Source organism: Fuscovulum sp. (assembly GCA_035192965.1).
In the GTDB taxonomy this organism is placed as follows: domain Bacteria; phylum Pseudomonadota; class Alphaproteobacteria; order Rhodobacterales; family Rhodobacteraceae; genus Paragemmobacter.
In genome coordinates this window covers 2,973,899-2,993,392 of record CP136571.1, presented here as the reverse complement: position 1 = coordinate 2,993,392, position 19,494 = coordinate 2,973,899, and the positions used below count along the sequence as shown (strand labels likewise).

The 19,494-nt window shown below is 60.6% G+C and carries 19 protein-coding genes and 1 pseudogene; 7 read left to right on the top strand and 13 right to left on the bottom strand.

Annotated features, from left to right (window positions below; all coding sequences use genetic code 11):
* Positions 1-29 precede the first annotated feature (29 nt).
* Both RSE12_14700 and RSE12_14695 read left to right on the top strand, forming a co-directional pair.
* Complete coding sequence (locus RSE12_14700) at positions 30-1,061, top strand: fatty acid desaturase (GenBank protein ID WRH61611.1); 1,032 nt, start codon at positions 30-32, stop codon at positions 1,059-1,061.
* Positions 1,062-1,402: 341 nt separating this feature from the next.
* Positions 1,403-1,729 carry a hypothetical protein gene (locus RSE12_14695; protein WRH61610.1) on the top strand — a complete coding sequence of 109 codons (327 nt, stop codon included), beginning with the start codon at positions 1,403-1,405 and terminating at the stop codon, positions 1,727-1,729.
* A 331-nt stretch (positions 1,730-2,060) separates the two neighbouring features.
* Here the strand turns inward: RSE12_14695 and RSE12_14690 are convergent, their stop codons facing one another.
* Positions 2,061-2,996, bottom strand: coding sequence for an ornithine cyclodeaminase family protein (locus RSE12_14690; GenBank protein WRH61609.1), 936 nt, complete (start codon positions 2,994-2,996; stop codon positions 2,061-2,063).
* 10 nt (positions 2,997-3,006) lie between these two features.
* Complete coding sequence (locus RSE12_14685; GenBank protein ID WRH61608.1) at positions 3,007-4,134, bottom strand: DSD1 family PLP-dependent enzyme; 1,128 nt, start codon at positions 4,132-4,134, stop codon at positions 3,007-3,009.
* Between the two features lie 91 nt (positions 4,135-4,225).
* On the opposite strand from RSE12_14685, the gene RSE12_14680 reads away from it, so the two are divergent.
* Entirely contained in the window at positions 4,226-5,131 is a 906-nt protein-coding gene (locus RSE12_14680; protein WRH61607.1) for a LysR substrate-binding domain-containing protein, read from the top strand.
* 95 nt (positions 5,132-5,226) lie between these two features.
* Here RSE12_14680 and RSE12_14675 read toward each other — a convergent pair whose 3' ends face one another.
* Positions 5,227-6,063, bottom strand: coding sequence for a universal stress protein (locus RSE12_14675; GenBank protein ID WRH61606.1), 837 nt, complete (start codon positions 6,061-6,063; stop codon positions 5,227-5,229).
* A 180-nt stretch (positions 6,064-6,243) separates the two neighbouring features.
* Between RSE12_14675 and RSE12_14670 the strand changes: the two genes are divergently transcribed.
* Positions 6,244-6,462: a helix-turn-helix domain-containing protein gene (locus RSE12_14670; GenBank protein WRH61605.1), complete on the top strand. Its 219-nt coding sequence runs from the start codon at positions 6,244-6,246 to the stop codon at positions 6,460-6,462.
* 98 nt (positions 6,463-6,560) lie between these two features.
* Here RSE12_14670 and RSE12_14665 read toward each other — a convergent pair whose 3' ends face one another.
* The 3 genes and pseudogenes from RSE12_14665 to RSE12_14655 all read right to left on the bottom strand — a co-directional run bounded on the left by RSE12_14665 (position 6,561) and on the right by RSE12_14655 (position 11,036).
* A complete protein-coding gene (locus tag RSE12_14665) occupies positions 6,561-7,565 on the bottom strand; it encodes a TerC family protein (protein ID WRH61604.1) in 1,005 nt (334 codons plus the stop codon).
* A 298-nt stretch (positions 7,566-7,863) separates the two neighbouring features.
* Positions 7,864-9,492 carry an ATP-binding protein gene (locus RSE12_14660; GenBank protein ID WRH61603.1) on the bottom strand — a complete coding sequence of 543 codons (1,629 nt, stop codon included), beginning with the start codon at positions 9,490-9,492 and terminating at the stop codon, positions 7,864-7,866.
* Between the two features lie 317 nt (positions 9,493-9,809).
* A pseudogene (locus RSE12_14655) lies at positions 9,810-11,036 on the bottom strand (IS3 family transposase).
* A 313-nt stretch (positions 11,037-11,349) separates the two neighbouring features.
* Between RSE12_14655 and RSE12_14650 the strand changes: the two are divergent.
* Positions 11,350-11,727, top strand: a complete 378-nt coding sequence (locus RSE12_14650) for a DUF6481 family protein (GenBank protein WRH61602.1) — start codon at positions 11,350-11,352, stop codon at positions 11,725-11,727.
* 355 nt (positions 11,728-12,082) lie between these two features.
* Here RSE12_14650 and RSE12_14645 read toward each other — a convergent pair whose 3' ends face one another.
* Complete coding sequence (locus tag RSE12_14645) at positions 12,083-12,997, bottom strand: PRC-barrel domain-containing protein (GenBank protein WRH61601.1); 915 nt, start codon at positions 12,995-12,997, stop codon at positions 12,083-12,085.
* Positions 12,998-13,284: 287 nt separating this feature from the next.
* Here RSE12_14645 and RSE12_14640 point away from each other — a divergent pair, with 287 nt between their 5' ends.
* A complete protein-coding gene (locus tag RSE12_14640; protein ID WRH61600.1) occupies positions 13,285-13,482 on the top strand; it encodes a hypothetical protein in 198 nt (65 codons plus the stop codon).
* A 165-nt stretch (positions 13,483-13,647) separates the two neighbouring features.
* On the opposite strand, the gene RSE12_14635 is transcribed toward RSE12_14640, so the two are convergent.
* From RSE12_14635 to RSE12_14620, 4 genes are all read right to left on the bottom strand, one after another.
* Entirely contained in the window at positions 13,648-13,860 is a 213-nt protein-coding gene (locus tag RSE12_14635) for a hypothetical protein (GenBank protein WRH61599.1), read from the bottom strand.
* A 441-nt stretch (positions 13,861-14,301) separates the two neighbouring features.
* The gene (locus RSE12_14630) at positions 14,302-14,604 is read right to left on the bottom strand and encodes a hypothetical protein (protein WRH61598.1); all 303 of its coding nucleotides are present in this window, start codon (positions 14,602-14,604) and stop codon (positions 14,302-14,304) included.
* Entirely contained in the window at positions 14,601-17,117 is a 2,517-nt protein-coding gene (locus RSE12_14625) for a cbb3-type cytochrome c oxidase subunit I (protein WRH61597.1), read from the bottom strand. Before RSE12_14625 ends, RSE12_14630 begins: the two co-directional genes overlap by 4 nt.
* Positions 17,114-17,764, bottom strand: coding sequence for a cytochrome B (locus RSE12_14620; protein WRH61596.1), 651 nt, complete (start codon positions 17,762-17,764; stop codon positions 17,114-17,116). Before RSE12_14620 ends, RSE12_14625 begins: the two co-directional genes overlap by 4 nt.
* 54 nt (positions 17,765-17,818) lie before the next feature.
* Between RSE12_14620 and RSE12_14615 the strand changes: the two genes are divergently transcribed.
* Entirely contained in the window at positions 17,819-18,328 is a 510-nt protein-coding gene (locus RSE12_14615) for a DUF2231 domain-containing protein (protein WRH64834.1), read from the top strand.
* On the opposite strand, the gene RSE12_14610 is transcribed toward RSE12_14615, so the two are convergent.
* Entirely contained in the window at positions 18,298-18,807 is a 510-nt protein-coding gene (locus RSE12_14610; protein ID WRH61595.1) for a CopD family protein, read from the bottom strand. The genes RSE12_14615 and RSE12_14610 overlap by 31 nt on opposite strands.
* Positions 18,804-19,448, bottom strand: coding sequence for a cytochrome c oxidase assembly protein (locus tag RSE12_14605; GenBank protein WRH61594.1), 645 nt, complete (start codon positions 19,446-19,448; stop codon positions 18,804-18,806). The genes RSE12_14610 and RSE12_14605 overlap by 4 nt, the downstream gene beginning before the upstream one ends.
* Positions 19,449-19,494 lie beyond the last annotated feature (46 nt).

The window sequence follows — 19,494 nt, the reverse complement described above, 5'->3', positions numbered from 1 at the left end:
GGTCAGCCGGCCCCTGTTTGCAAGCCGAGATGACCGACATTACCGACACTGCTGACAACCGTTCCGCGCGCGAATGGCTTTCCGTTCTTGCGCGCTATCGTGATCCATCAACCGCGCGCAGTTTGTTTGAGCTTGCCGTGACGTTGGTGCCTTTTCTTGCACTTTGGGCGCTGGCATGGGCCGCACTTTCCATCAGCCCCTGGTTGGCGCTGGCGGTGGGGGTTCTGAACGGGGCCTTTCTGGTGCGCATCTTCATTATCCAGCACGATTGCGGGCATGGCGCGTTTCTGCGCAACCGCACCGCACAGGATTGGATCGGGCGCATTCTGGGTGTGCTGACGCTGACACCTTATGCCGTCTGGCGCCGCACCCATGCCATCCACCACGCCCATCACGGGGATCTGGACAAGCGCGGCATCGGCGATGTGACGACCTTGACGGTCGAAGAGTATCGCGCGCGCAGCCCCTTTGGCCGGTTCATGTACAGGCTGTACCGGCACCCGCTGGTGCTGTTCGTGCTGGGGCCAAGCTATCTGTTCATCTTGCAGAACCGGTTGCCGCTGGGGTTGATGAACCAGGGCTGGCGCTATTGGACGTCGGCCATGGGCACCAATGCGATGATCGGCATTTTTCTGGGGCTGATCGTCTGGTTCGGTGGGTTCTGGCCGGTGCTTGTGATTTTCCTGCCGACATCGGTCATTGCGGCGACCATCGGGGTCTGGCTGTTCTATGTGCAGCATCAGTTCGAGGAAACGCACTGGTCAAAGGGGCAGGACTGGGATCTGCACAATGCCGCGTTGGAAGGCAGTTCGCACTATGTGCTGCCGCAACCGCTGCGCTGGCTGTCGGGCAATATCGGCATTCATCATGTGCATCATCTGTACAGCCGCATCCCGTTCTACCGCTTGCCCGAGGTCATCCGTCACCATGCGGAACTGGCCGATGTGCAGCGTCTGACCATCTGCGACAGTCTGCGCACGGTCGGCCTGCATCTGTGGGATGAGGCAGAAGGAAAGCTGATTTCCATCAAGGACGCGAAGCAGCGTTACCTCACCGCCTGATCGCGCCATGCGGCGTTGGTTGATGGGGTGCCGGTGAGCAAGTCGCCTGCGCGGCCCTGCGCTGTTGGCAACCCCCTTTAGGTGCGGGTTGGCGGCGGATGTTTTGATATCCTTGACCATATTGCTGCGTGTAACGCCGATGCCGGGCGAGGCGATCCACTTTGGAACGCGGCTGGTGAGGCGCCGGGCGGCGGCCAGCTTTCCCTTGGCGAGAGGCGGGGAAATGACAGCCGCTCACGAAAGCGTTTTTTGATGTGAAGTCCGATCCTGAAACTCCGATCTGCACGCCGCGTAATTTCGGCATCTAGCCAATCCGGCAGAGACCAAATTCGGAGAAGATCATGAAGAAAGTTATCCTCGCTGCAATTGCAACGCTGTCCATTGCCCAGTCGGTTCACGCTTCGCCCGGCGCCGATATGCAGGCTGCCATCATGGGCCTGCCGGCAGGGGAATACACCCTGTCCGAACTGCTCGTCATTCAGGAAGCCCGTCGTGAGAGCGATGTCGGGACCGAGCAGTTCTACATCAAGAAGCTGAACCGCGTTCCGGTCAGCGAAGAAGCCCGCGACCTTGCGCGTGAGGTGGCAGAGAACACGTCGGACAACGACATGATGATGATGGACATGGGCGCCTCCAACGGCGGCATGATGAACGATATGGGGATGTAATCCCTCACGCGATGCTACCGCCGGGTTTTTGATGCGCTTGTGGTCTGCCGATGGCAGACACCCATGCTGTCAATCGCGCGGTAGCATCTTAAGGCCACGAGCTTTTGGCGTCCCGATCACCTAATGCCACACGGCCCACGGGTCGTGTTGGCAGATCGGGCGCAGCTCGGCGGTGGATAACAGGAGTGTGGAACCTTCCGCAGGATATGCGCGGATGCATTTTCGTGGCTGCGGTCAGTTCGCGGCGTCAGAGTTCGTGGTCCGCGTCGGCGCTGCGGTGCCATTGTTCGCACTCCATCGGCAATATGTGTGCGCCCCGCGCGGCAATCCTTTAGTTGCTGCTTGCGCCGCCCATTGCGTGCCGGTCGAGGATCGCCTTCGCCATATACAAGTCTTGCAGCGAGAGGCCCGAGCTGTCGAATACCGTGATCTCGGTTTCGTCGCGGCGGGTCCGTGCATGGCCGGTCAGGACAGATCCGATGGCAATGGGTTTGGCGTCCGGGCCTGCGTGCTGAAATTCCCCGATGCGCAGTGACTGTTCTGGCAGGTCGCAGAAGAGGGTGGCGGATCGCAAGATTTCGACCGGCAGTTCCTGTTTGCCAAGGGCATCCGAACCCATGGAGGAAATGTGCGTTCCCGGCTGGACCCAGGCCGCCTTGAACAGTGGCGCGGTGGCTGTTGTTGCTGTGACGATGATATGGGCGGCACGAACCGCGGGTTCCGCCGCTGCGGTCTCTGCGGGCAAACCGGCGCTGCGCAGTTTTGCGACGAAAGCCGTTGTGCGGATGGGATCCCGGCCGACGACCAGCACGCGCGAGAGTTTTCGGACAGCGGCAATCGCCTCTGCCTCGTAGGCGGCTTGGTGTCCTGTTCCGAACAGGGTCAGCACTTCGGCATCTGGGCGCGCGAGGGCATCGGTCGCCACTGCATCCGCTGCGGCGGTGCGATAGCAGTTCAGCGCAGACCCCTCGATCAGCGCGCCGATGCGCCCTGTGGTCTGATCTATCAGAAGAATCGTCGAGGCGTGCCGTGGCAGGCCGCGCGCATCGTTGGTGGGGAAGTAGGCCCCCACCTTCAGCCCGGCCAGTTCCGCACCCGCCGCCGACTTGATGGTGAAGCGGTTCTGCGGGTCACTTCCATGCGCGATGACCACTGGAAAGGTCGCGGCCCCCGGAGCGACCGCGGCGATGAGGGCCTCGCGCACCGCCGTGAAGGCGAGTTCGGGCGTGATGATGGCGGCGGACTCGGATTCTGTGATCAGGATCATGTCCTTCGCCCTACCAGCCACCGAAGCGGTGCCAGGTCTGCAGGGGGCCGCCGTTCAGTGGCAGCACGTTGTAACGATCATGCTGCGCGGCGGTCGCGCAGGCGTGGTTGGGCAAGATCCGCAAGCGTGTTCCTGCGGGCAGGTCCGGTATCGGACCGTCGGCGCCGGGGCGAAGCGAGACGATCCCGTGCTCTTGATTGGCGCCGCTTACGATGAGGCCGGGGATGAGGTGGCCGTCTTCGTCGCAGACCAGACCATAGCCCTGATCCACATCCTGCGCCGCAGTCCCGCGATCCCGCGACAGTGCCATCCATCCGGCGTCGATCAACGTCCAACCCTTGGAGTGTTGGTGACCTATCACGGTTGTCAGAACGCTGAGCGCGATGTCATCGACCGTGCAGACATCAATCCCTGCCATCACAAGATCGAAGAACATGTAGACCCCGGCGCGCAGTTCTGTGACTCCGGTCAGGTCGCGTGCGGCGTGGGCGGTTGGGGTCGATCCGACGCTTACCATGGGGCAGGGCAAACCTGCGCTGCGCAGGGCCTCTGCCGCGGAGACTGCGGCGCTGCGTTCCTGTTCGGCGAAGGCGGCGTGGGCCGCCGCGCCGCGCACCGTGTAGCTTTCGCCTGCATGGGTCATGACACCGCGCAGGCATCCGCTTTGGTGCAGGATGCGCCCGGTCCTGATCAATGCCGGGTCGTTAGGGTGAAGCCCGCCGCGGTGGCCGTCACTGTCGATTTCTATCAGCGCGGGGACGTTTGCCTGCGCCACAGCCTGCGCCTGCGCCTCATTGTCGAGGATCACCGTGAGGTCGCAGCCTTTGGCCCGCAATGCTTGGACGCGCGGCAGCTTCTGTGGGGCGATGCCGACGGCGTAGAGGATATCGGTGTATCCTGCTGCGTAGAATGCTTCGGCCTCGGCGAGCGTTGAGACGGTGATGGGACCGGGCGTCCCGCCGGTCAGGCGGCGCGCGGCTTCGATGGATTTGGCCGTTTTCAAATGGGGGCGCAGGGTGACGCCAAGCCCGTCTGCGCGTGCGGCCAGCCGTTCGATGTTTCGCATCATCTTTGCCTCGTCCAGCAGCAGGGTCGGTGTGGGCAGGGCATCGTGGCGCAATGAGTCTGGTTCTAACATCGGGTCATCCTCCAGCATTTCCTGAGGTCTACCAACCGAGGTATTCAGTGCATATTCACATGATTTGAAACCTGCATTAAGCTTTGCCTTAATGTTGGATGTATCCGATCTTCGCTTTCTGACGGCCATTTCCGCAGCGCCGAGCCTTGCGGCGGCGGCGCGCGATCTTGGTGTGACGCCGCCTGCGGTTTCGCAAAGGCTGGCGCTGCTGGAGGATCGTCTGCGTTTACGCCTTGTCGAGCGCGGACGGGGCCCGCTGAGGCTGACGTCCGAAGGGGCGTATCTGGTGGAACGGGCGCGGGATATTCTGGGCAATGTGGAAAGCCTTGCGGAGGAGATGTCTGCCCGCGCGGGTCGCATTGCGGGGCCGCTGCACGTTATTGCGCCTTTTGGTTTTGGGCGGTTGCGCGTTGCGCCGGTTCTTGCGCGTTTCTGTGGTGAAAACCCGGAACTGCGGCCGGTGCTCAGCCTGAGCGAAGATCCCATGGGTGCGATGAATGATGGGCTTTGGGATGTTCTGGTTCATGTCGGACGATTGCCGCACCTGCGGATCACGCAGCGCAAACTTGCGCCGAACCGCCGCCTGCTGGTGGCATCTGCCGATTATGCCAGACGGTTTGGCCTGCCGCAGCGACCGGAGGAGGTCGCGGGTCATAGGGTTGGCGTGGTTCGTGAAAACCGGGCCGACGCTTCGCTTTGGCCGCTGATTGGCCCGGGAGGTTTGGAGATGAACCTTCGTGTGCAGCCGGTCTATGCCTGCAACGATGGGGAAGTCCTGCGGTCCTGGGCGCTGGATGGCTTTGGGATCGTGGAACGGTCCGAATGGAGCGTTTCCGCCGATCTGCGCACTGGCAGACTGGTGCGCGTGTTGCCGGACTGGTCCCTTCCGGATGCCGACATCGTGGCGTTGCTGAACCCGCGCGCCGTGCGCTCGCTTCGGATAGAGAGGTTTGTCGATCGGTTGGCGTCGGAGATCAACGCAGCGCCGATGGGTTGATTGCTTTTTGCGCGTGATCAGCAGCCACCAATAACCCCGCAAAGCGCACTCTGATCCGGCCGTCTCTGGCTTAGAGGTGGGCGTTCTATCCCGGCTTAATGTGAAAGCAGAACTGGGAGTCGAAGGTCCGAGAACACGCCCTTTGTCGCCCCGCCCAGAATGAAATCGCGCAGGCGGGAGTGGCCGAAGCCGCCCATTGCCAAGAGGTGCGCGCCTTCTGACAGGGCGGTCTTTTGCAGCGCCGTTGCTATCGGGCGGTTATCAAGGGTGATGTTGACTGCCTTTGCCGCATATCCGCGCCGTTCAAGCGCGGCAGTCAGGGTTTGCGCGATGCCGGAAGCACCCAGCGCTTTTTCATCCTGCACCGTGATGACCGAAACGCGCCCACCCGCAGAGAGCAGCGGAAGCGCGTCACACAGCGCCCGTGCGGCAACCCTGCCTCCATCCCAGGCGATGGCGATATGATCGACGGACGCGGCAATTGCCGACGGCGGCACAAGGATCACCGGCACGCCAGCCCCGAAGACAAGCGACTGTGCCATGTCCTGCGCTGAAAGCGTATCGGAGGACCAAGGCAACACCGCGAGATCATAGCTTCGCGCCTCGGTCGTGGCGGCTTCAAGGGCAGCGCCCATCATCACCGTTTGGTTCGTGATGGACAGGTTGAGTTCTGGCTGCGCCGCCCCCTTGATGAGGGTGTGCAGGCGTGCGCATTCTGCCTTGCTGCGGTCTTCGGCGGCGCGCGCCATGCCCTCGACGTTGATGAGAAAGCCGCCGATGGGGGAAGCCGTCGGCGGGACGTCCACTGCAAAGGTTGAGACGTGCAATCCGCATCTTAGCGATGCCGCAAAGCCCACCGCTGCCAGGATAGCCGGATCCGGCGCTGCTTCCGGATAGGTGTTGACCGGCAGATAGGCGATGCGGTTGGGCATGGGGTTTGTCCCTCTCCTAGAATGGCGCAGGCCAGCCAACCGGACGCACAAAAGCCATTTGCGCGCCAATGTGGCTGCTTGTGCCAACCTGCCCGATCAGGGCGTGCCGATCCTTGATCCAAGTCAATCAAACGCGAGGATAAGTCGGTATTCTGAACCGTAAGCGCGGGGAGGGAAGCGATGCCGCAGGACCGATATCAGACGGTGCAGGACGTTGCCGACAGGTTGGGAGTGGCTGAGGCCACCGTGCGGCACTGGATCAAATCCGGCGCGCTGCGCGGGATCGACATCGGCAAGGGCTGGCGCATTTCGGATACGGATCTGAGGGAGTTCTTGAAGGCCCGGGAAACCACGCCGCGCCGGCAGGAAGACAGTTCCGAAACGGGCCGCACCACATAGGGTTGGCGGCAAAAGGAAAGCCGCCCGGGGCCTTTCTGGCTGGGCGGCTTATCGTATGGGCCATGACAGCGGTCGGCCCAGAAGGCCCCGCGTCAGGATTAGTGTGCGGAATCCTCGGCGCTGCCGCGGGTTTTCCAAAGCGAGTAGAAGATCCCGGACGCAATGATCCCGATGGTTATGGCCAGTGACAGGTAGGGGTCGAACTTGCCGAAGAAGTAGCTGTAGAAGCCCTTCAACCCGATGAATACCAGCACCACCGCCAGCGCATATTTCAGATAGTGGAACCGGTGCACCAGCGCGGCCAACGCGAAATACAGCGCGCGCAGGCCGAGGATGGCCATGATGTTGGCGGTGTAGACGATGAAGGTGTCGGTGGTGATCAGGAAGATGGCCGGAACGGAATCGACGGCAAAGATCACGTCGGCGAAGTTGATCACGACAAGCGCCACGAACAGCGGCGTCGCGAACAGAACCATCTTCTGCTTCACCGGATCCATCTGTCTTACGAAGAACTTCTGGCCATGCAGTTCTTTGGTCACGTTCATGAACCGCGACACCAGCCCGACCATCGGGTTTTTCGAGACGTCCGTCTCACCCTCTTCGGTAAACAGCATCTTGATGCCGGTGAAAGCCAGGAAGGCCGCGAAGACCAGCGTCATCCACTTGTAGTTCGATACCAGTTCTGCGCCGATCGCGATCATGATGCCGCGCAGCACGATCACACCGATGATGCCCCAGACCAGCGCGCGGTACTGGTATCTGCGCGGGATGGCGAAATATCCAAAGATCAGCGAGATGACGAAGACGTTGTCGATCGAGAGGACTTTCTCGATGATGTAGCCTTGGAAATAAGAGGCGACCGGATTGGTCCCGTCGCTGGTGACAAGGGTGCCGTTCGACCAGGCCCACCAGATGTACCCGCCAAACGCGACGGAGATCAGGATGTAGAAGGCTGACAGCTTCAGGCTTTCAGCGACCCCGATCTCGTGGTCTTCCTTGTGCAACACGCCAAGGTCAAAGATCATCAACGCGACAACGATGGTCAAGAACATCAACCAAAGCCAAAGCGGCTTGCTGATCACTTCGTAGAACAGAAAATCCATGGCATTCCCAAGGCGTTAGGTTGGTTCTGCCGGGGACATCACAGGCAGACAAAAAGCGCCGATTTCTCGGCGCCGACATCACAAGCGCTTTCAGACCCGTGAGAGGGGCATCAACGCAGGACGCGGAGATAAGGCTCTTCACGAATTCGTCAAGTGCTGAGGTCAGCGTGTCAGCAGCAGGTCGTGCGCCGAGGCGCGTTGATTGGACCGGCGAGCGAGATTTGACGGACGGCCAATGTGCGGCCCCGTGCCTTGGCTATCTTATCCCGTTATGTCCAAAGTTCTTGGATGCCCCGGTTCACGCTGGGCTTTCGTGATCGACGGGCACGCGAAGTGTGATCACGATCCGGGTGCCGCGTCCGGGTTCGCTGTCGACGGTGATCTCGCCCTGCATCAGATCGACCAGTCGCCTGACGATCGTCATTCCCAGCCCGCTGCCACCGAACCGCCGTGCGGTGCTTGCTTCGGCCTGTTCGAAGGTGTCGAAAATCCGCGCGACCTGCGCTTGCGTCATGCCGATCCCGGTGTCGCTTACCTCGAACACAAGGCGATCTGGCTGATTGGCGCGGACTTTCAGGCGAACCGATCCGCTTTCCGTGAACTTAATGGAGTTGCCCACAAGGTTGTGCAGGATCTGAACAATGCGGGTTTCATCGCCAATTCGGTTGTAGGTGCCATTTGAGGAATGGAAGATGTCAAAGGAGATGCCCTTGGCGAGGGCTGTCGGGCCGTGGAGGGCCTCAAGCCGGTCGGTCGCGGAGTGCAGATCGAAGCTGCGCTCTTCCAGATCCATCTTCCCGGCTTCGACACGCGCGAGATCGAGGATATCGTTGAGCAGCGTCAACAGGCTCCAGCCAGAGGTACGGATGACCCCGAGCATGGATTTCTGTTGCGAGTCGAGGTTGGTTTCCGCCAGAAGGTCCGCCATCCCCAGCACCCCGTTCAGCGGTGTGCGGATTTCGTGGCTCATGTTGGCCAGAAATTCGGATTTGGCGCGGCTGGCCGCTTCGGCTGCTTCGCGGGCTTGGGTGATTTCAGTCACATCGACACGCAGCCCGACGCGACCGCCATCCGAGGTGCGGCGTTCCATCACCTGAAGGACCGTGCCGTCTGTGAGGATTTGCCGGACGACGGTCTTGGAATTGAGGACGTTCATCTGCTCTTGCAGCCACGCCTCCTCGCGGCCGATTGCATCGAAGAACTGTTGCTTCGCCAGACCATCGCGCAGGATGTCTTCGATCCGTGCACCGGGGACGATGACCTCGGCGCTGCGTGCGTAGAGTTCGCGGAACCGACGGTTCGCAAGAACGAGGCGATCTTCGCTGTCGAAGTAGACGAACCCGTCATTCAGCCCCTCGACGGCATTCAGAAGCTGTTGGCGGGTGGACTCGAGGTCCGTCAATCGGTTCTTCGACTCGATGAGGGCCGCCGAAAGGGCTGTGTCGGCCCGCTGTTGTTTGAACAGGTTTTCGGCGATGTTGTAGATGTACAGAACGAAGGCAAGCACGAGCAGGGCCAGCCCGTTCGGACCAGCCGGTTCAATATCGTTATTGGCAACAGACCAGATCACGATCCCGGTGGCCATGAGAACGGGGACCAGAAGATTTGCGGTGTAGAGGGGCATCCGCCCGAAGGCGTTTGAGATGTGGATGAACACACCACAGGTCCAGATCAGCCCGAGGGCGACAATGGCAAGATCCTGATTTCGTGACATAATCATCGCCGGGATCATGTAAATGAAGGTCAGGCATGCATTTTGAACCCAGTGCAGCACGATCACCCAAAGCGGGGCCCGGATCGGCCAGATAAGTTCTTTCTTGTAAAGGAAGTTCGAGATCGTCTCGAATATGATGATCGCGGCGCCGCTTGCGAGCGCGGTGTAGGTTTCACCAAGAAAGAAGGTGATAACCAAGAAAAACCCGCTCATGACCAAGCGTTTGGGCAAGTCGCGCGTGTCGATAGGGCGGAGGGCATCCATCTCGCTGCGGAGACGGGCCTCAAGGTTTCTTGCGTTATCTGCGGTCACAGCAGGTCTGCCTCACACTCTATCGCTTAGTGCCGGTGCGGTTGTGCGGTTCGGCAACGTGATGCCTCCCTGCTTTAATGTTCATTTATTTACGGCTGAGATTGATAGAGTTTTCGAAGCCTTTCCAAGTTTTTCCTGCACATGAGGCTGCCGGCTTCCTTTCACGATCCGTTCTGCGTCGTTGAGACATCACGTGATCGTGACGTTGCCCCCGACTTTTATCCAGCGTGAGCGAGACTCCGGGTTTGAGTTTTGCTTGTTTGGGCGGGTTGGGCAACGGGGGCTGGCGCGGAGCTTTGCGGGTTGCGCAGCGTCAGGCCCCGTTGCGGGGTGAAGATTTGTGCGAACTGGGTAGGCGTCTGCCAGCCGAGGCGTGAGTGCGGGCGTTCGGTGTTGTAATCCTTGCGCCAGGCCGTGAGCGTGGCGCGGGCCTGGTTCAGGGATGGGAACAGCGTTTCGTTCAAGAGCTCGTCGCGTAGCCGACCGTTGAAGCTCTCGATGAAGGCGTTCTGGGTCGGCTTGCCGGGCGCGATGTAATGCCAGTCAAACTTGCCGTCGTCGGCAAAGGTCAGGATCGCGTTCGAGGTGAACTCGGTCCCGTTATCGCTGACGACCGTCATCGGATTGCCGCGGGCCTCGAATAGGGTCGCTAGCTCTCGCGCAACCCTTGCGCCGGACAGAGACGTGTCGGCGATCAGGGCGAGGCATTCCCGCGTGCAGTCATCCACCACGGTCAGCACCCGGAAGCGGCGGCCATCGGTCAACTGGTCGGAGACAAAGTCGAGCGACCAGCGCTGGTTCGGCATCAGCGGTAACGCCATCGGTGCCCGCGTGCCGATGGCCCGCTTGCGTCCACCGCGACGGCGCACGTGCAGCCGCTCCTCGCGATAGATCCGGAACAGGCGCTTGTGGTTCACCTCATGCCCTTCACGGCGCAAGAACACGTGCAGCCGCCGATAGCCGAACCGGCGACGGACACGGGCCAACTCCTTCAGCCGCTCGCGCAGCACGGGATCATCCTGCCGGATCGCCTCATAGCGCATGGTCATCCGGCAACAGCCGATCACCCGGCACGCCCGCCGCTCGCTCATCCCGTGGCCCGCCACCAGATGCGCGACCGCTTGCCGCTTTCCGGCGGGCGTCACCACTTTTTTCCCAAGAGATCCTTCAGCGCCGCATTGTCGAGCATCGCATCGGCCAACAACCGCTCCAGACGGGCGTTCTCGTCCTCAAGCCCCTTCAGGCGCTTCGCCTCACTGACATCCATGCCACCATACTTGGCCTTCCACTTGTAGACGGTCGCATCGCTGACGCCGTGCTTGCGGCACAAATCGGCGACGGAAACCCCGTTCGGCATGGCGCTCGGACCAATGGCGCGGCCATGCTTCACCATGCTCCTTCAGAATGCCGATGATCTGGTCTTCGGTGAACCCGCTGCGCTTCATCTCTGGTCCTCTCGGCTTGGCCAGAGTCTACCTCAGACTGGATTAGGTGCAGGGGGCAACGTCACGACCCACAGGCAGCAACTAGGGGACGAAGCGGACATTTGCCGGCGCAGCATGGGTAGATCTGTCCTCCAAAGCCGAGGAGGTTCAACCAGCCCGTTGCGACGTTGACCGCGACTTAGACGTGTTCGGCCCTTAGTCGACCTTCGATCAAGTGGCGGGCAGCTTGCAAGAATAGCCCTGTTGAGCCGCCTTTCGTTGTGGTCTACGCGCCAGGCTGAAATAACAGCCAAAGTAGCTTGAGGACCAAACCATGAGGAAGCCTGAGGACAATGATTTCGCCAGCCGGCGCAATGCTGCTGCGAAAGCCAAAGCTGCTCAACTTGAGGCCCATCGGGCGGCGAAAGAAGCGGCTGAGTCGACCCGGGTCGAACGGCAGGAAGAACGAATTGGGATTGCCGCCGCCAGAGACTTGCGGCGAGCAGAGCGGGATCAAGCAAAGCAAGAAGAACAAGCGCGAGTGAAAGCTGATGAGTTAAGGGAACAGGCGGAAGTTATTGCTGCCGCCAATGCCGAGGCCGACGCCCGAGAGACTGCCCTGAATGACCGGGTTTCGCGAGTGTTCGAGGACGAGGCCGTTCGCAAGGCCCAACGTGACCAGCGCTACGCCGACCGTAAGTCACGAAAGTAGTGATGGAAGCGAGCGTCAAGCCCAGCGCAACATGGGTGGTTGGGCGTGTGTCCTAGTTGCAGACCAGACGTTGCTGCAAGCGATAGCGGTGTAGTTGGGAGCGCGGTGGATACGTACTCCCTGCCTATTCGGGGCAGGATGGCGAGATCTGGTTTTGGCCGCTAGTGGACGGGGCATGCTTGGTCTGGTGGACGGATAGCCGGATAAGACACCGATATGGCCGGTCAGGATGCGACGTAGCAGATTGTGCGGCTCTTCCCAGCTCGCACGGGAAAGGTAGTTCTCCGCTAAGCCTGTACCAAGAGAGGCCACGCAACGGAATGCGTGGCCCCTTTCGTAGCGTTGGAGAGCTGGATTAGTTGGCCGCTTTGTACTGCGGTTGCGCCTGAACTTGCTCTTTCGTTGCATCGACATAGACGCGGACGTCAGAGCGGCCTTCATCAGCCAAGATTGTCAGTTCATCATAGCCGACGCTCACCTGGCTGGTGCCCATGCCAAGAAAACCACCGAAGTCGATGATCACATTGCTGATCGTGCCGCTGTCATCAAGGATCAGGTCGTCGATGGTGCCGACCGAGTTATCCTCGACCCCATAGACTTCTTTGCCGACCAGCATTTCAGAGGTTACCTCGGTCACTGCGATGGCGTTGTAGCCGTCACGTTCGATCGCGGGGGCGACAAAAGGGGTGCGATCGGTTTGTGTGCCATCCGGTGCAGTTTCGGTCGATGTCTCTGCTGCCGTGGTGCCTGCGGTGGCATTCATCTCGTCACTGTCCATCGCCGTGCGTTTGTAGGCAGGCGAGGACTTGAGCATGTCTGCGCCGGTGTTGACCACCACATACATCTCATCCCGGTTGTCCGGGTCCGAGGCGAAGGTGACCTGATCCATCGTCACGGCAACATCTTGTTCACCCACACCCAGAAAGCCACCAACGCCGATGACGAGGGCACGAACTTGGCCGTCGTTTGACAGCACGATTTCGTTGATCTGGCCGATGTTGTCCATCTCTTCCAGTTCGGCGGCTGACATCATGGTCATGTCCTGCGAACCGGTGGCATCAGCAGCCGCAACAGGCGTTCTGCGCGCGTGAACATCGTGCCCCATCAGTTCAGATGCGAAGACATCGGTCTGGCTGCGGGCGGCAAGGAAGCCCGGAAATTCGGAAACCTGCGTATCGGCGGCGGTGGTTGCATCGGACGTCTGTGCGAACGACATGGCCGGAAAGCCAAGCGCGACGACGAGGGCGGTGGTTGAAAGAAGAGATTTCATTCAAGTGTCCTCCGTGGGCGAGGGGCGCATCGACAGCCGACCGCTTGGTCACCCAACAGGATTGCAACGCCCATATTTGCCGGTCCGTTCCCGTAATCGGACGTGCTGGCGGCGTTCCGCAGCGTCACAATGGTAATGCGTGGGGAGCACGGAACCGGTGGTCCGAGCGGACGTTTACAATGCGGCCTTAATCTCATGATGAGAGCGGGAGCCGTCGCTTTCGTGTCGATCTGACAGGGAACGAAGGCCCGTTTCGTTCGTTCTTTACGGCAAAAGACTGCAAGCAGATGGAGAATGATATGTACGGAAAAGCCCCTTCAAGCAAAGAATTGCGGGCGAAAGGCGGCATGATTGATGAGCGTCAGCAGGGGATTGATCCTGCTAAAAAACCCCGCGTTGCTCCGAACAACAAAGCCAAGCGATCGCAAAAACAGCCGGGTCAGGATCTGACTGATCCACAGAAGAAAGGTGACGATGGCAAATGAAAACAACAGCAGCGGAATGGCGGGGAATGCTTCTCGCACGGTTTTGCTGCGGCACGGTCGTTACCATCATCGAGCGCAACGTTCTTGACATCGCTAGGAGCAATCTTGCCGATCAACATGGCCAGACCAGACGCATCCGCTGGGCACTTCTCTCAATCCGGGCCTTCAGGCATCCTCACCTCCAAACAATGTCGTGCTTTGTAGCCGCGAAATAGCCGCCTTCATTTCGATCGCAGTGGCATCCAAGTCTGCTTTCAATTTTTCAATCTCGCAGTCGACTTCGCCAGCCGTCAAGCACAGCGAAACCAACGGCAAAGCTTCAACCGTTATACCAACTCCGCTGATACCCTGAACCTTAATGCCGAACTTGCCCGCCATAGACTCGCCTCCCTATGCTTTGCCCTAATGGTAAAGGAACACGAGACACTGGGTGATCCTCTGTCAATGTTGCTGGACTTCAAACTGAGACACTACCCTCAAGTTCGGCTCCGAGGGACACCCACAACCACTGGGATCTTGAGCCCGTGCTTGCGCGCATCACATGTGCCCGAGGTTGTCCGGTCTTCGCGATGGATACGTGTGAGCATTTTCCATTTCACGTCCCAGCGCTCCCGCTCAAACGAGATGTGCAGGCGGAAGTACCCGCAAGGTTCACACAAATCTCGAACTATTCTTAAACTGTCCCTCGTTGACTACTCCTGAAGGACGGTCTGCTGAAAGTGCTGCAGGCAGCGCATCCGCCATCATTAGACAGAGGCAAAATCGGTCTCCGATGGCTTGTTCGACGGAGCGCGGGGAAAAAACCCATGCGAGCTGATTTCAGCGACAGACCGTGAGGGTCAGCACCGGCAGAAATGTCCAGACTGTCGCCACAAGGGCAGCTACGGCAAGCGCCATCGCGACCCCCTGCACCATGCGCGATGGGGACGGGCGAAACGAGACAGCCGATAGGATCACCGCTTGCAAAACGATCGCAAAACCCCATGCTGCGATTAGGACGAAGCGAGCGTCCATCTCGCTGGACCAGTGGCGCGAGCAGGCAACCCCCTGAAGTGCATAGAGCGCGCTGAAACCGGTGAGCCAGACAGTCAATGGAAGCGAAAGGCGGAAGATCTCGATCATCCGAACGCCCCTGGCATCCACGCTGCCCCGAGTGCAACAAGGCCGGTCGCTGCGGTGAAATCTGCCCAGAGTGATACGATCCGAGCCTCGCCAATCCTCGCAGGGGAAGCATAGCCTGCCGCAACCCGCGCGGCGAGGTAGCAGAGCATTATGGCGGTCAGCGCGGCGTGAAAAACCACATGACCAGCAAGAACCCAGAGCGTTGCATCATAGGCATGGCCGGCGGGGTTCGGCCTGTCCAGCATCACAGTCGCCGCAGCCGCTGTCAGCGCCGCGGCCCCGACCAGGCCAAGCGCAATGGCGGGCCAAGACTTACGGGACTGACCGATCGCGCGCACTGCAAGGCGGGGCCCCGCCACCAGCGCGACTGCGCCCGCCAGTGCCAGCGCCACACTCCATCCACCTGGCTGCAGATACGATGGTGGCGGCCAATTCGGCGCCACAGTCCACAAGAAGGCATACCCGAACAGCAATGAGCCGAAATGCACCCCGTCCGCCAGCAACAGAAACAGTGACCCCCACCAACCGGGCGGGTCTCGCCCTTCTGACGCCAAAGGCAGCATCGTTCCATGCCCAACGTTGACCGGGCCCTCATCGCCCCGCGATCCCAGTCCCCAGACCCACCACAGCGCCACGGCGACCACACCGATGAGCGCAAGTCCCGTCACAAGGTAGGCACCGAACAGCGGCGCCAGAAACGAGGTGCTCGTCACCACCGCAAGTAGGAATGGCAGGAAGGAATTACCGGGCAGAACCGCCACCTGCGCAGGCGCGCCGCGTGCCGTGGATACGATCAACGTCTCGCGGCGGTGGCGGGATGCGTCGCCCAGATAGCCCTCGCCCCGTGCGATGCGCAGCGCAACGTCTGGGGTATCGTGCAGCGGATAGCGTCCCCGAACCACGGGGATCGAAGCAAATCCGTGGGCAGGAGACGGGATCGCCGCTGCCCATTCCAGCGTGCCCGCGCCCCAGGGGTTGCGACGACCTCGCACCGCGACGAGGGCATTCACCGCAACATCCAGAATGACCAGAGCAAAGCCGATGGCCATGACGAATGACGCGACTGAGGCCACAAGGTTCAGGAGCTCCCATCCCTGTCCCGCATCATAGGTCCAAGTCCGCCTGCGCTGTCCCAGCAGCCCTGCCATGTGCACCGCAAGGAATGTGATGTGGAACGCGGGCACCACCAGCCAGAACGCGACCTCGCCCAGCTTGAAGAAACGTGTCCGCCCGGTCAGCAACGGCAGGAAGTAATAGACTGCCGCAACCATTGGAAACACATAACCGCCGATCAGGACATAGTGCAGATGTGCTACAACGAAATGGGTGTCGTGGACCTGCCAATTGAACGGTACCACGGCCAGCATCACCCCGGTCAGCCCGCCGATCACGAAGGTTGCGAAGAACCCCAGAATCCAAAGCATAGGCAGGGCCATCCCGACGCGGCCCCTCCACAGCGTGCCAATCCAAGAAAAGATCATCACCGAGGTCGGGACCGCCACCAGAGTCGACGCGGCGGAAAAAAACGCGAGCGCCATATGGGGGATACCTGTTGTGAACATGTGGTGGACCCAGAGCCCGAAGCTGAGGACCGCCAGCGACACCGCAGCCGCCACGACCCAGCCATAGCCGAGCAGAGTGGTGCGGGCCATCACCGGCAAGATGGTGGCGATCATGCCCGCTGCAGGCAGGAAGATGATGTAAACCTCGGGGTGACCGAACAGCCAGAACAGGTGCTGCCACAGCAGAGGATCACCACCATTCTCCACTTGAAAGAACGGCCAGTTTAGCGCCCGTTCAACTTCCAGCAGCAATGATCCGAGGATCATTGGCGGAAACGCCGTCAGGATCATCACTGACACAACCAGAATGAACCAAGCAAAGATAGGCAGCCGCGAAAGCGACATTCCGGCCGCGCGATATCGCAGTACGGTGACTATGACCTCGATCGCTGTCGCGATGGCTGAGACCTCGATCGACGTTATGCCGAGGAGCCAGACATCGGCCCCGATGCCCGGGGAAAACGCCGCTGAAGACAGGGGCGGATACATGAACCAGCCGCCATCGGGGGCCAATCCCATCAGCATGGCGACAATCACGGCACTGCCGCCGAAGATATAGACCCAGAGCCCGTAGGCGCCCAATCGCGGGAAGGCCAGATCGCGAGTCCCCAGCATGCCGGGAAGCATCAGCATCGACATCGCCTCGAAAAATGGGATGGCGAACAGGAACATCATCACGGTGCCATGCATCGTGAAGATCTGGTTATATACCTCAGGCGCCATGAAGGCCGAGCCGGGTGTGGCAAGCTGCGCCCGGATCAGCATGGCCAGTATACCGCCAGTCACAAAGAAGGTCGTGGCGACGATCAGAAACAGGATGCCAATGTCGTTGTTATTGCTGGTGGTCAACCAGCCGCGCCACCCTGGTTCGGAGCCCCAGATGCGGCTCAGCGCGCGGTGCAACGGAAGCGCCTTACCACGCGGCAGCGGCTTGGATGTCGTGCTGGTCATGGGGTGGCTTCGCGCAAAAATGCGGCCCAAGATGCCTCGTCATGCGCCTGCACCGAAAACACATGCTCGCGGTAGCCGCGCCCGCTGAACTCTGCGCTTTGCCCCGCATAGATGCCCGGGTTTGCAGCCTCGATCCGCAGCACATTCACATGGCCTGGGACCGCATCAAGTTTGCCCGCCAGGCGTGGCACCCAGAAAGAATGGATGACGTCGGTGCTGGTGATTTCGACATTTACTGGGCGGCCGGCAGGAATGTGTAGAACACCTTCCGTTGCGGGAACTGGAGCCCCAGCATATCGAAACGTCCACGCCCATTGCCGCGCCTCGGCCTGAACGGTCACAAGATCTGATGCATCTCGTGGCATCAGCCGCTCGCCAATCACCAGTCCGTAAATGGTTAGCGCCGCAAGGGTCACCAGTGGAAAGCCGAGACCAAGTCCCCACATCCAGACGCGCGTTGCACGCTGGTCTGCATTTTCGCCCGGCGGACTGGCGTTATGGCGCAAGGCGGCAAACAGCAAACCTATGACCAAAGCAAAGATCGCAACGCCGCAGGCCAGCATGATCCACCATAGATCAGCGATTGTCCGGGCTGCTGGTCCCGCAGGATGCAGTATCGACAGCTGTTTCTCGCAACCCGTTGTCATCTGGAGCGTTACTCCAAGCGCAACGCTTTGAAGGAGCTTCCGGTGACACAGAAGATGACGCAAGGGGCAGAGGACATTACCCCGTTCGAAGACCCGGTGACCAACGTTCCCGCCTTTCAGGAAACCGAAAGCCGCTTTGCGATCTGGGGCCATCCGCTGCATGCCATGACCGTGGCCTTTCCGGTTGCCCTGACGTTTTGTGCCTTTGGGGCGGACTTGCTCTATTGGTGGTCGGGTCAGGAGCGTTGGGCCTGGGCGGCGCTCTGGGCGACGGGTACTGCTTTTCTTTTCGGTCTTATGGCAGGCGCCAGCGGGACCATGGAATTGCTGATGGTCCCCGGTATCCGCATCCGCGCCGCAGCCTGGACGCACTTCGTCATTGCCATCATGCTGTTGTCTCTGCTGGGGCCGAATTGGGGCTGGCGGCTTACCGGATATGAATCCGCCATTTTGCCCTGGGGCATCCTCATGTCCGGCTTTGCGGTCCTCGTGGCGGCGGCTACGGGTTGGCATGGCGGAAAGCTCGTTTTTGACTATGGTCTGGGGGTATCAAAGGGCAAATGACGGCCCAAAGGTTGCAAAAGCCACGACGGTATCGGCAGGTTGCCCAGATCTGGCTTGGCCAGAACAAGGCATAGGACACCGACCACCAGACTTAATGTGAGGATCGTTGGAACCAGTGGCTCGGGCGGTTCATGGGTGCCTTCGGTTTCGGCCACGGCAATGATCGTGTGGCCGACCCATGCGTGTATGGCGACAAGCCCTGTGACAAGGATGAGCTTTGCAAAAATCCACGCGGTGAAGACTTCGCGGGCGAAGATCAACGCCGATCCCGTAAATATCGCCAGGATCGCGACGGGAGTAATGACCCAGATATACCCGAAATGCGTCGCACGGCGGATCTGCGCGAATTCTGCCTGCAAGATCGCCCGATCATGGCGCGCAAGCATCCGGGGCAAAGCGACCAGCCCCGCCACCCAGATGGCTATGAATCCGAGGTGCAGCCCCTTCAGATGCGGGACCAGCTCTTCGAGCGAGGTCATGTTGCCTCTCCCATACCGCGCCAGGCCCGGCGGGCGAGCATCGCCCCCCAGACCCCAAACAACAGGCCCGAAGGCATCCACATGATCAGACCGCCGAGTTGCTGGTCTTGCAGGGGCGCAAGTCCCCAGGACAGAGGCGCTGTGGCATGCGTGATATACAGCGCCGAAGGTGCAAACGTGAGCAGCGCCCCCAACATTCCCATCGCTAGGTATGCGAGGAACACCCACCCCGCCCCTGACCCGTCCGGCTGCGAGAACGCCGCGCGCCAGAACCATACAGCGGTACCGAACAGGCTTGCCTGCATGACCCAATACAGACCCATGTGCCCCAACGCGGCATCGTAAGCGTAAGGGATGTGCCACAGCCAAAGCACGCTGGTCGCCAGTACAAAGGGCATCGCGACGCCCGACCCTGCCCGAGCAGGGCGCGCCAACGAAAGCAGTGGGGCGGCCACCACAACGAGCAACACATGATGCACCACGCGCGCCGAGAACAGCGCTGACGACAGGGCGCAAAGCGGCGACAGGAAGGCGAAGGCAAGCACGACTACCGCAGCCCAGCCGGATTGGCTGCGCACGGCCCATATTGCCAGCACGACCAGCACGGCCAGTGCAAGCGGGTCAAAGTTCCAGCGCAACATGAGATCGGCCGGTATCGGTGCGGGCCCGCAATAAGTGCCCAACCAC

Excerpts from the sequence above, each read along its gene's own strand:
- RSE12_14665 (WRH61604.1), bottom strand. The coding sequence starts at position 7,565 with ATGGATTTTCTGTTCTACGAAGTGATCAGCAAGCCGCTTTGGCTTTGG.
- RSE12_14695 (WRH61610.1), top strand. The coding sequence starts at position 1,403 with ATGAAGAAAGTTATCCTCGCTGCAATTGCAACGCTGTCCATTGCCCAG.
- RSE12_14625 (WRH61597.1), bottom strand. The coding sequence starts at position 17,117 with ATGACCAGCACGACATCCAAGCCGCTGCCGCGTGGTAAGGCGCTTCCG.
- RSE12_14680 (WRH61607.1), top strand. The coding sequence starts at position 4,226 with ATGTTGGATGTATCCGATCTTCGCTTTCTGACGGCCATTTCCGCAGCG.
- RSE12_14630 (WRH61598.1), bottom strand. The coding sequence starts at position 14,604 with ATGATCGAGATCTTCCGCCTTTCGCTTCCATTGACTGTCTGGCTCACC.
- RSE12_14675 (WRH61606.1), bottom strand. The coding sequence starts at position 6,063 with ATGCCCAACCGCATCGCCTATCTGCCGGTCAACACCTATCCGGAAGCA.
- RSE12_14660 (WRH61603.1), bottom strand. The coding sequence starts at position 9,492 with ATGAGCGGGTTTTTCTTGGTTATCACCTTCTTTCTTGGTGAAACCTAC.
- RSE12_14645 (WRH61601.1), bottom strand. The coding sequence starts at position 12,997 with ATGAAATCTCTTCTTTCAACCACCGCCCTCGTCGTCGCGCTTGGCTTT.
- RSE12_14640 (WRH61600.1), top strand. The coding sequence starts at position 13,285 with ATGGAGAATGATATGTACGGAAAAGCCCCTTCAAGCAAAGAATTGCGG.
- RSE12_14685 (WRH61608.1), bottom strand. The coding sequence starts at position 4,134 with ATGTTAGAACCAGACTCATTGCGCCACGATGCCCTGCCCACACCGACC.
- RSE12_14620 (WRH61596.1), bottom strand. The coding sequence starts at position 17,764 with ATGACAACGGGTTGCGAGAAACAGCTGTCGATACTGCATCCTGCGGGA.
- RSE12_14650 (WRH61602.1), top strand. The coding sequence starts at position 11,350 with ATGAGGAAGCCTGAGGACAATGATTTCGCCAGCCGGCGCAATGCTGCT.
- RSE12_14615 (WRH64834.1), top strand. The coding sequence starts at position 17,819 with ATGACGCAAGGGGCAGAGGACATTACCCCGTTCGAAGACCCGGTGACC.
- RSE12_14690 (WRH61609.1), bottom strand. The coding sequence starts at position 2,996 with ATGATCCTGATCACAGAATCCGAGTCCGCCGCCATCATCACGCCCGAA.
- RSE12_14635 (WRH61599.1), bottom strand. The coding sequence starts at position 13,860 with ATGGCGGGCAAGTTCGGCATTAAGGTTCAGGGTATCAGCGGAGTTGGT.
- RSE12_14610 (WRH61595.1), bottom strand. The coding sequence starts at position 18,807 with ATGACCTCGCTCGAAGAGCTGGTCCCGCATCTGAAGGGGCTGCACCTC.
- RSE12_14700 (WRH61611.1), top strand. The coding sequence starts at position 30 with ATGACCGACATTACCGACACTGCTGACAACCGTTCCGCGCGCGAATGG.
- RSE12_14605 (WRH61594.1), bottom strand. The coding sequence starts at position 19,448 with ATGTTGCGCTGGAACTTTGACCCGCTTGCACTGGCCGTGCTGGTCGTG.
- RSE12_14670 (WRH61605.1), top strand. The coding sequence starts at position 6,244 with ATGCCGCAGGACCGATATCAGACGGTGCAGGACGTTGCCGACAGGTTG.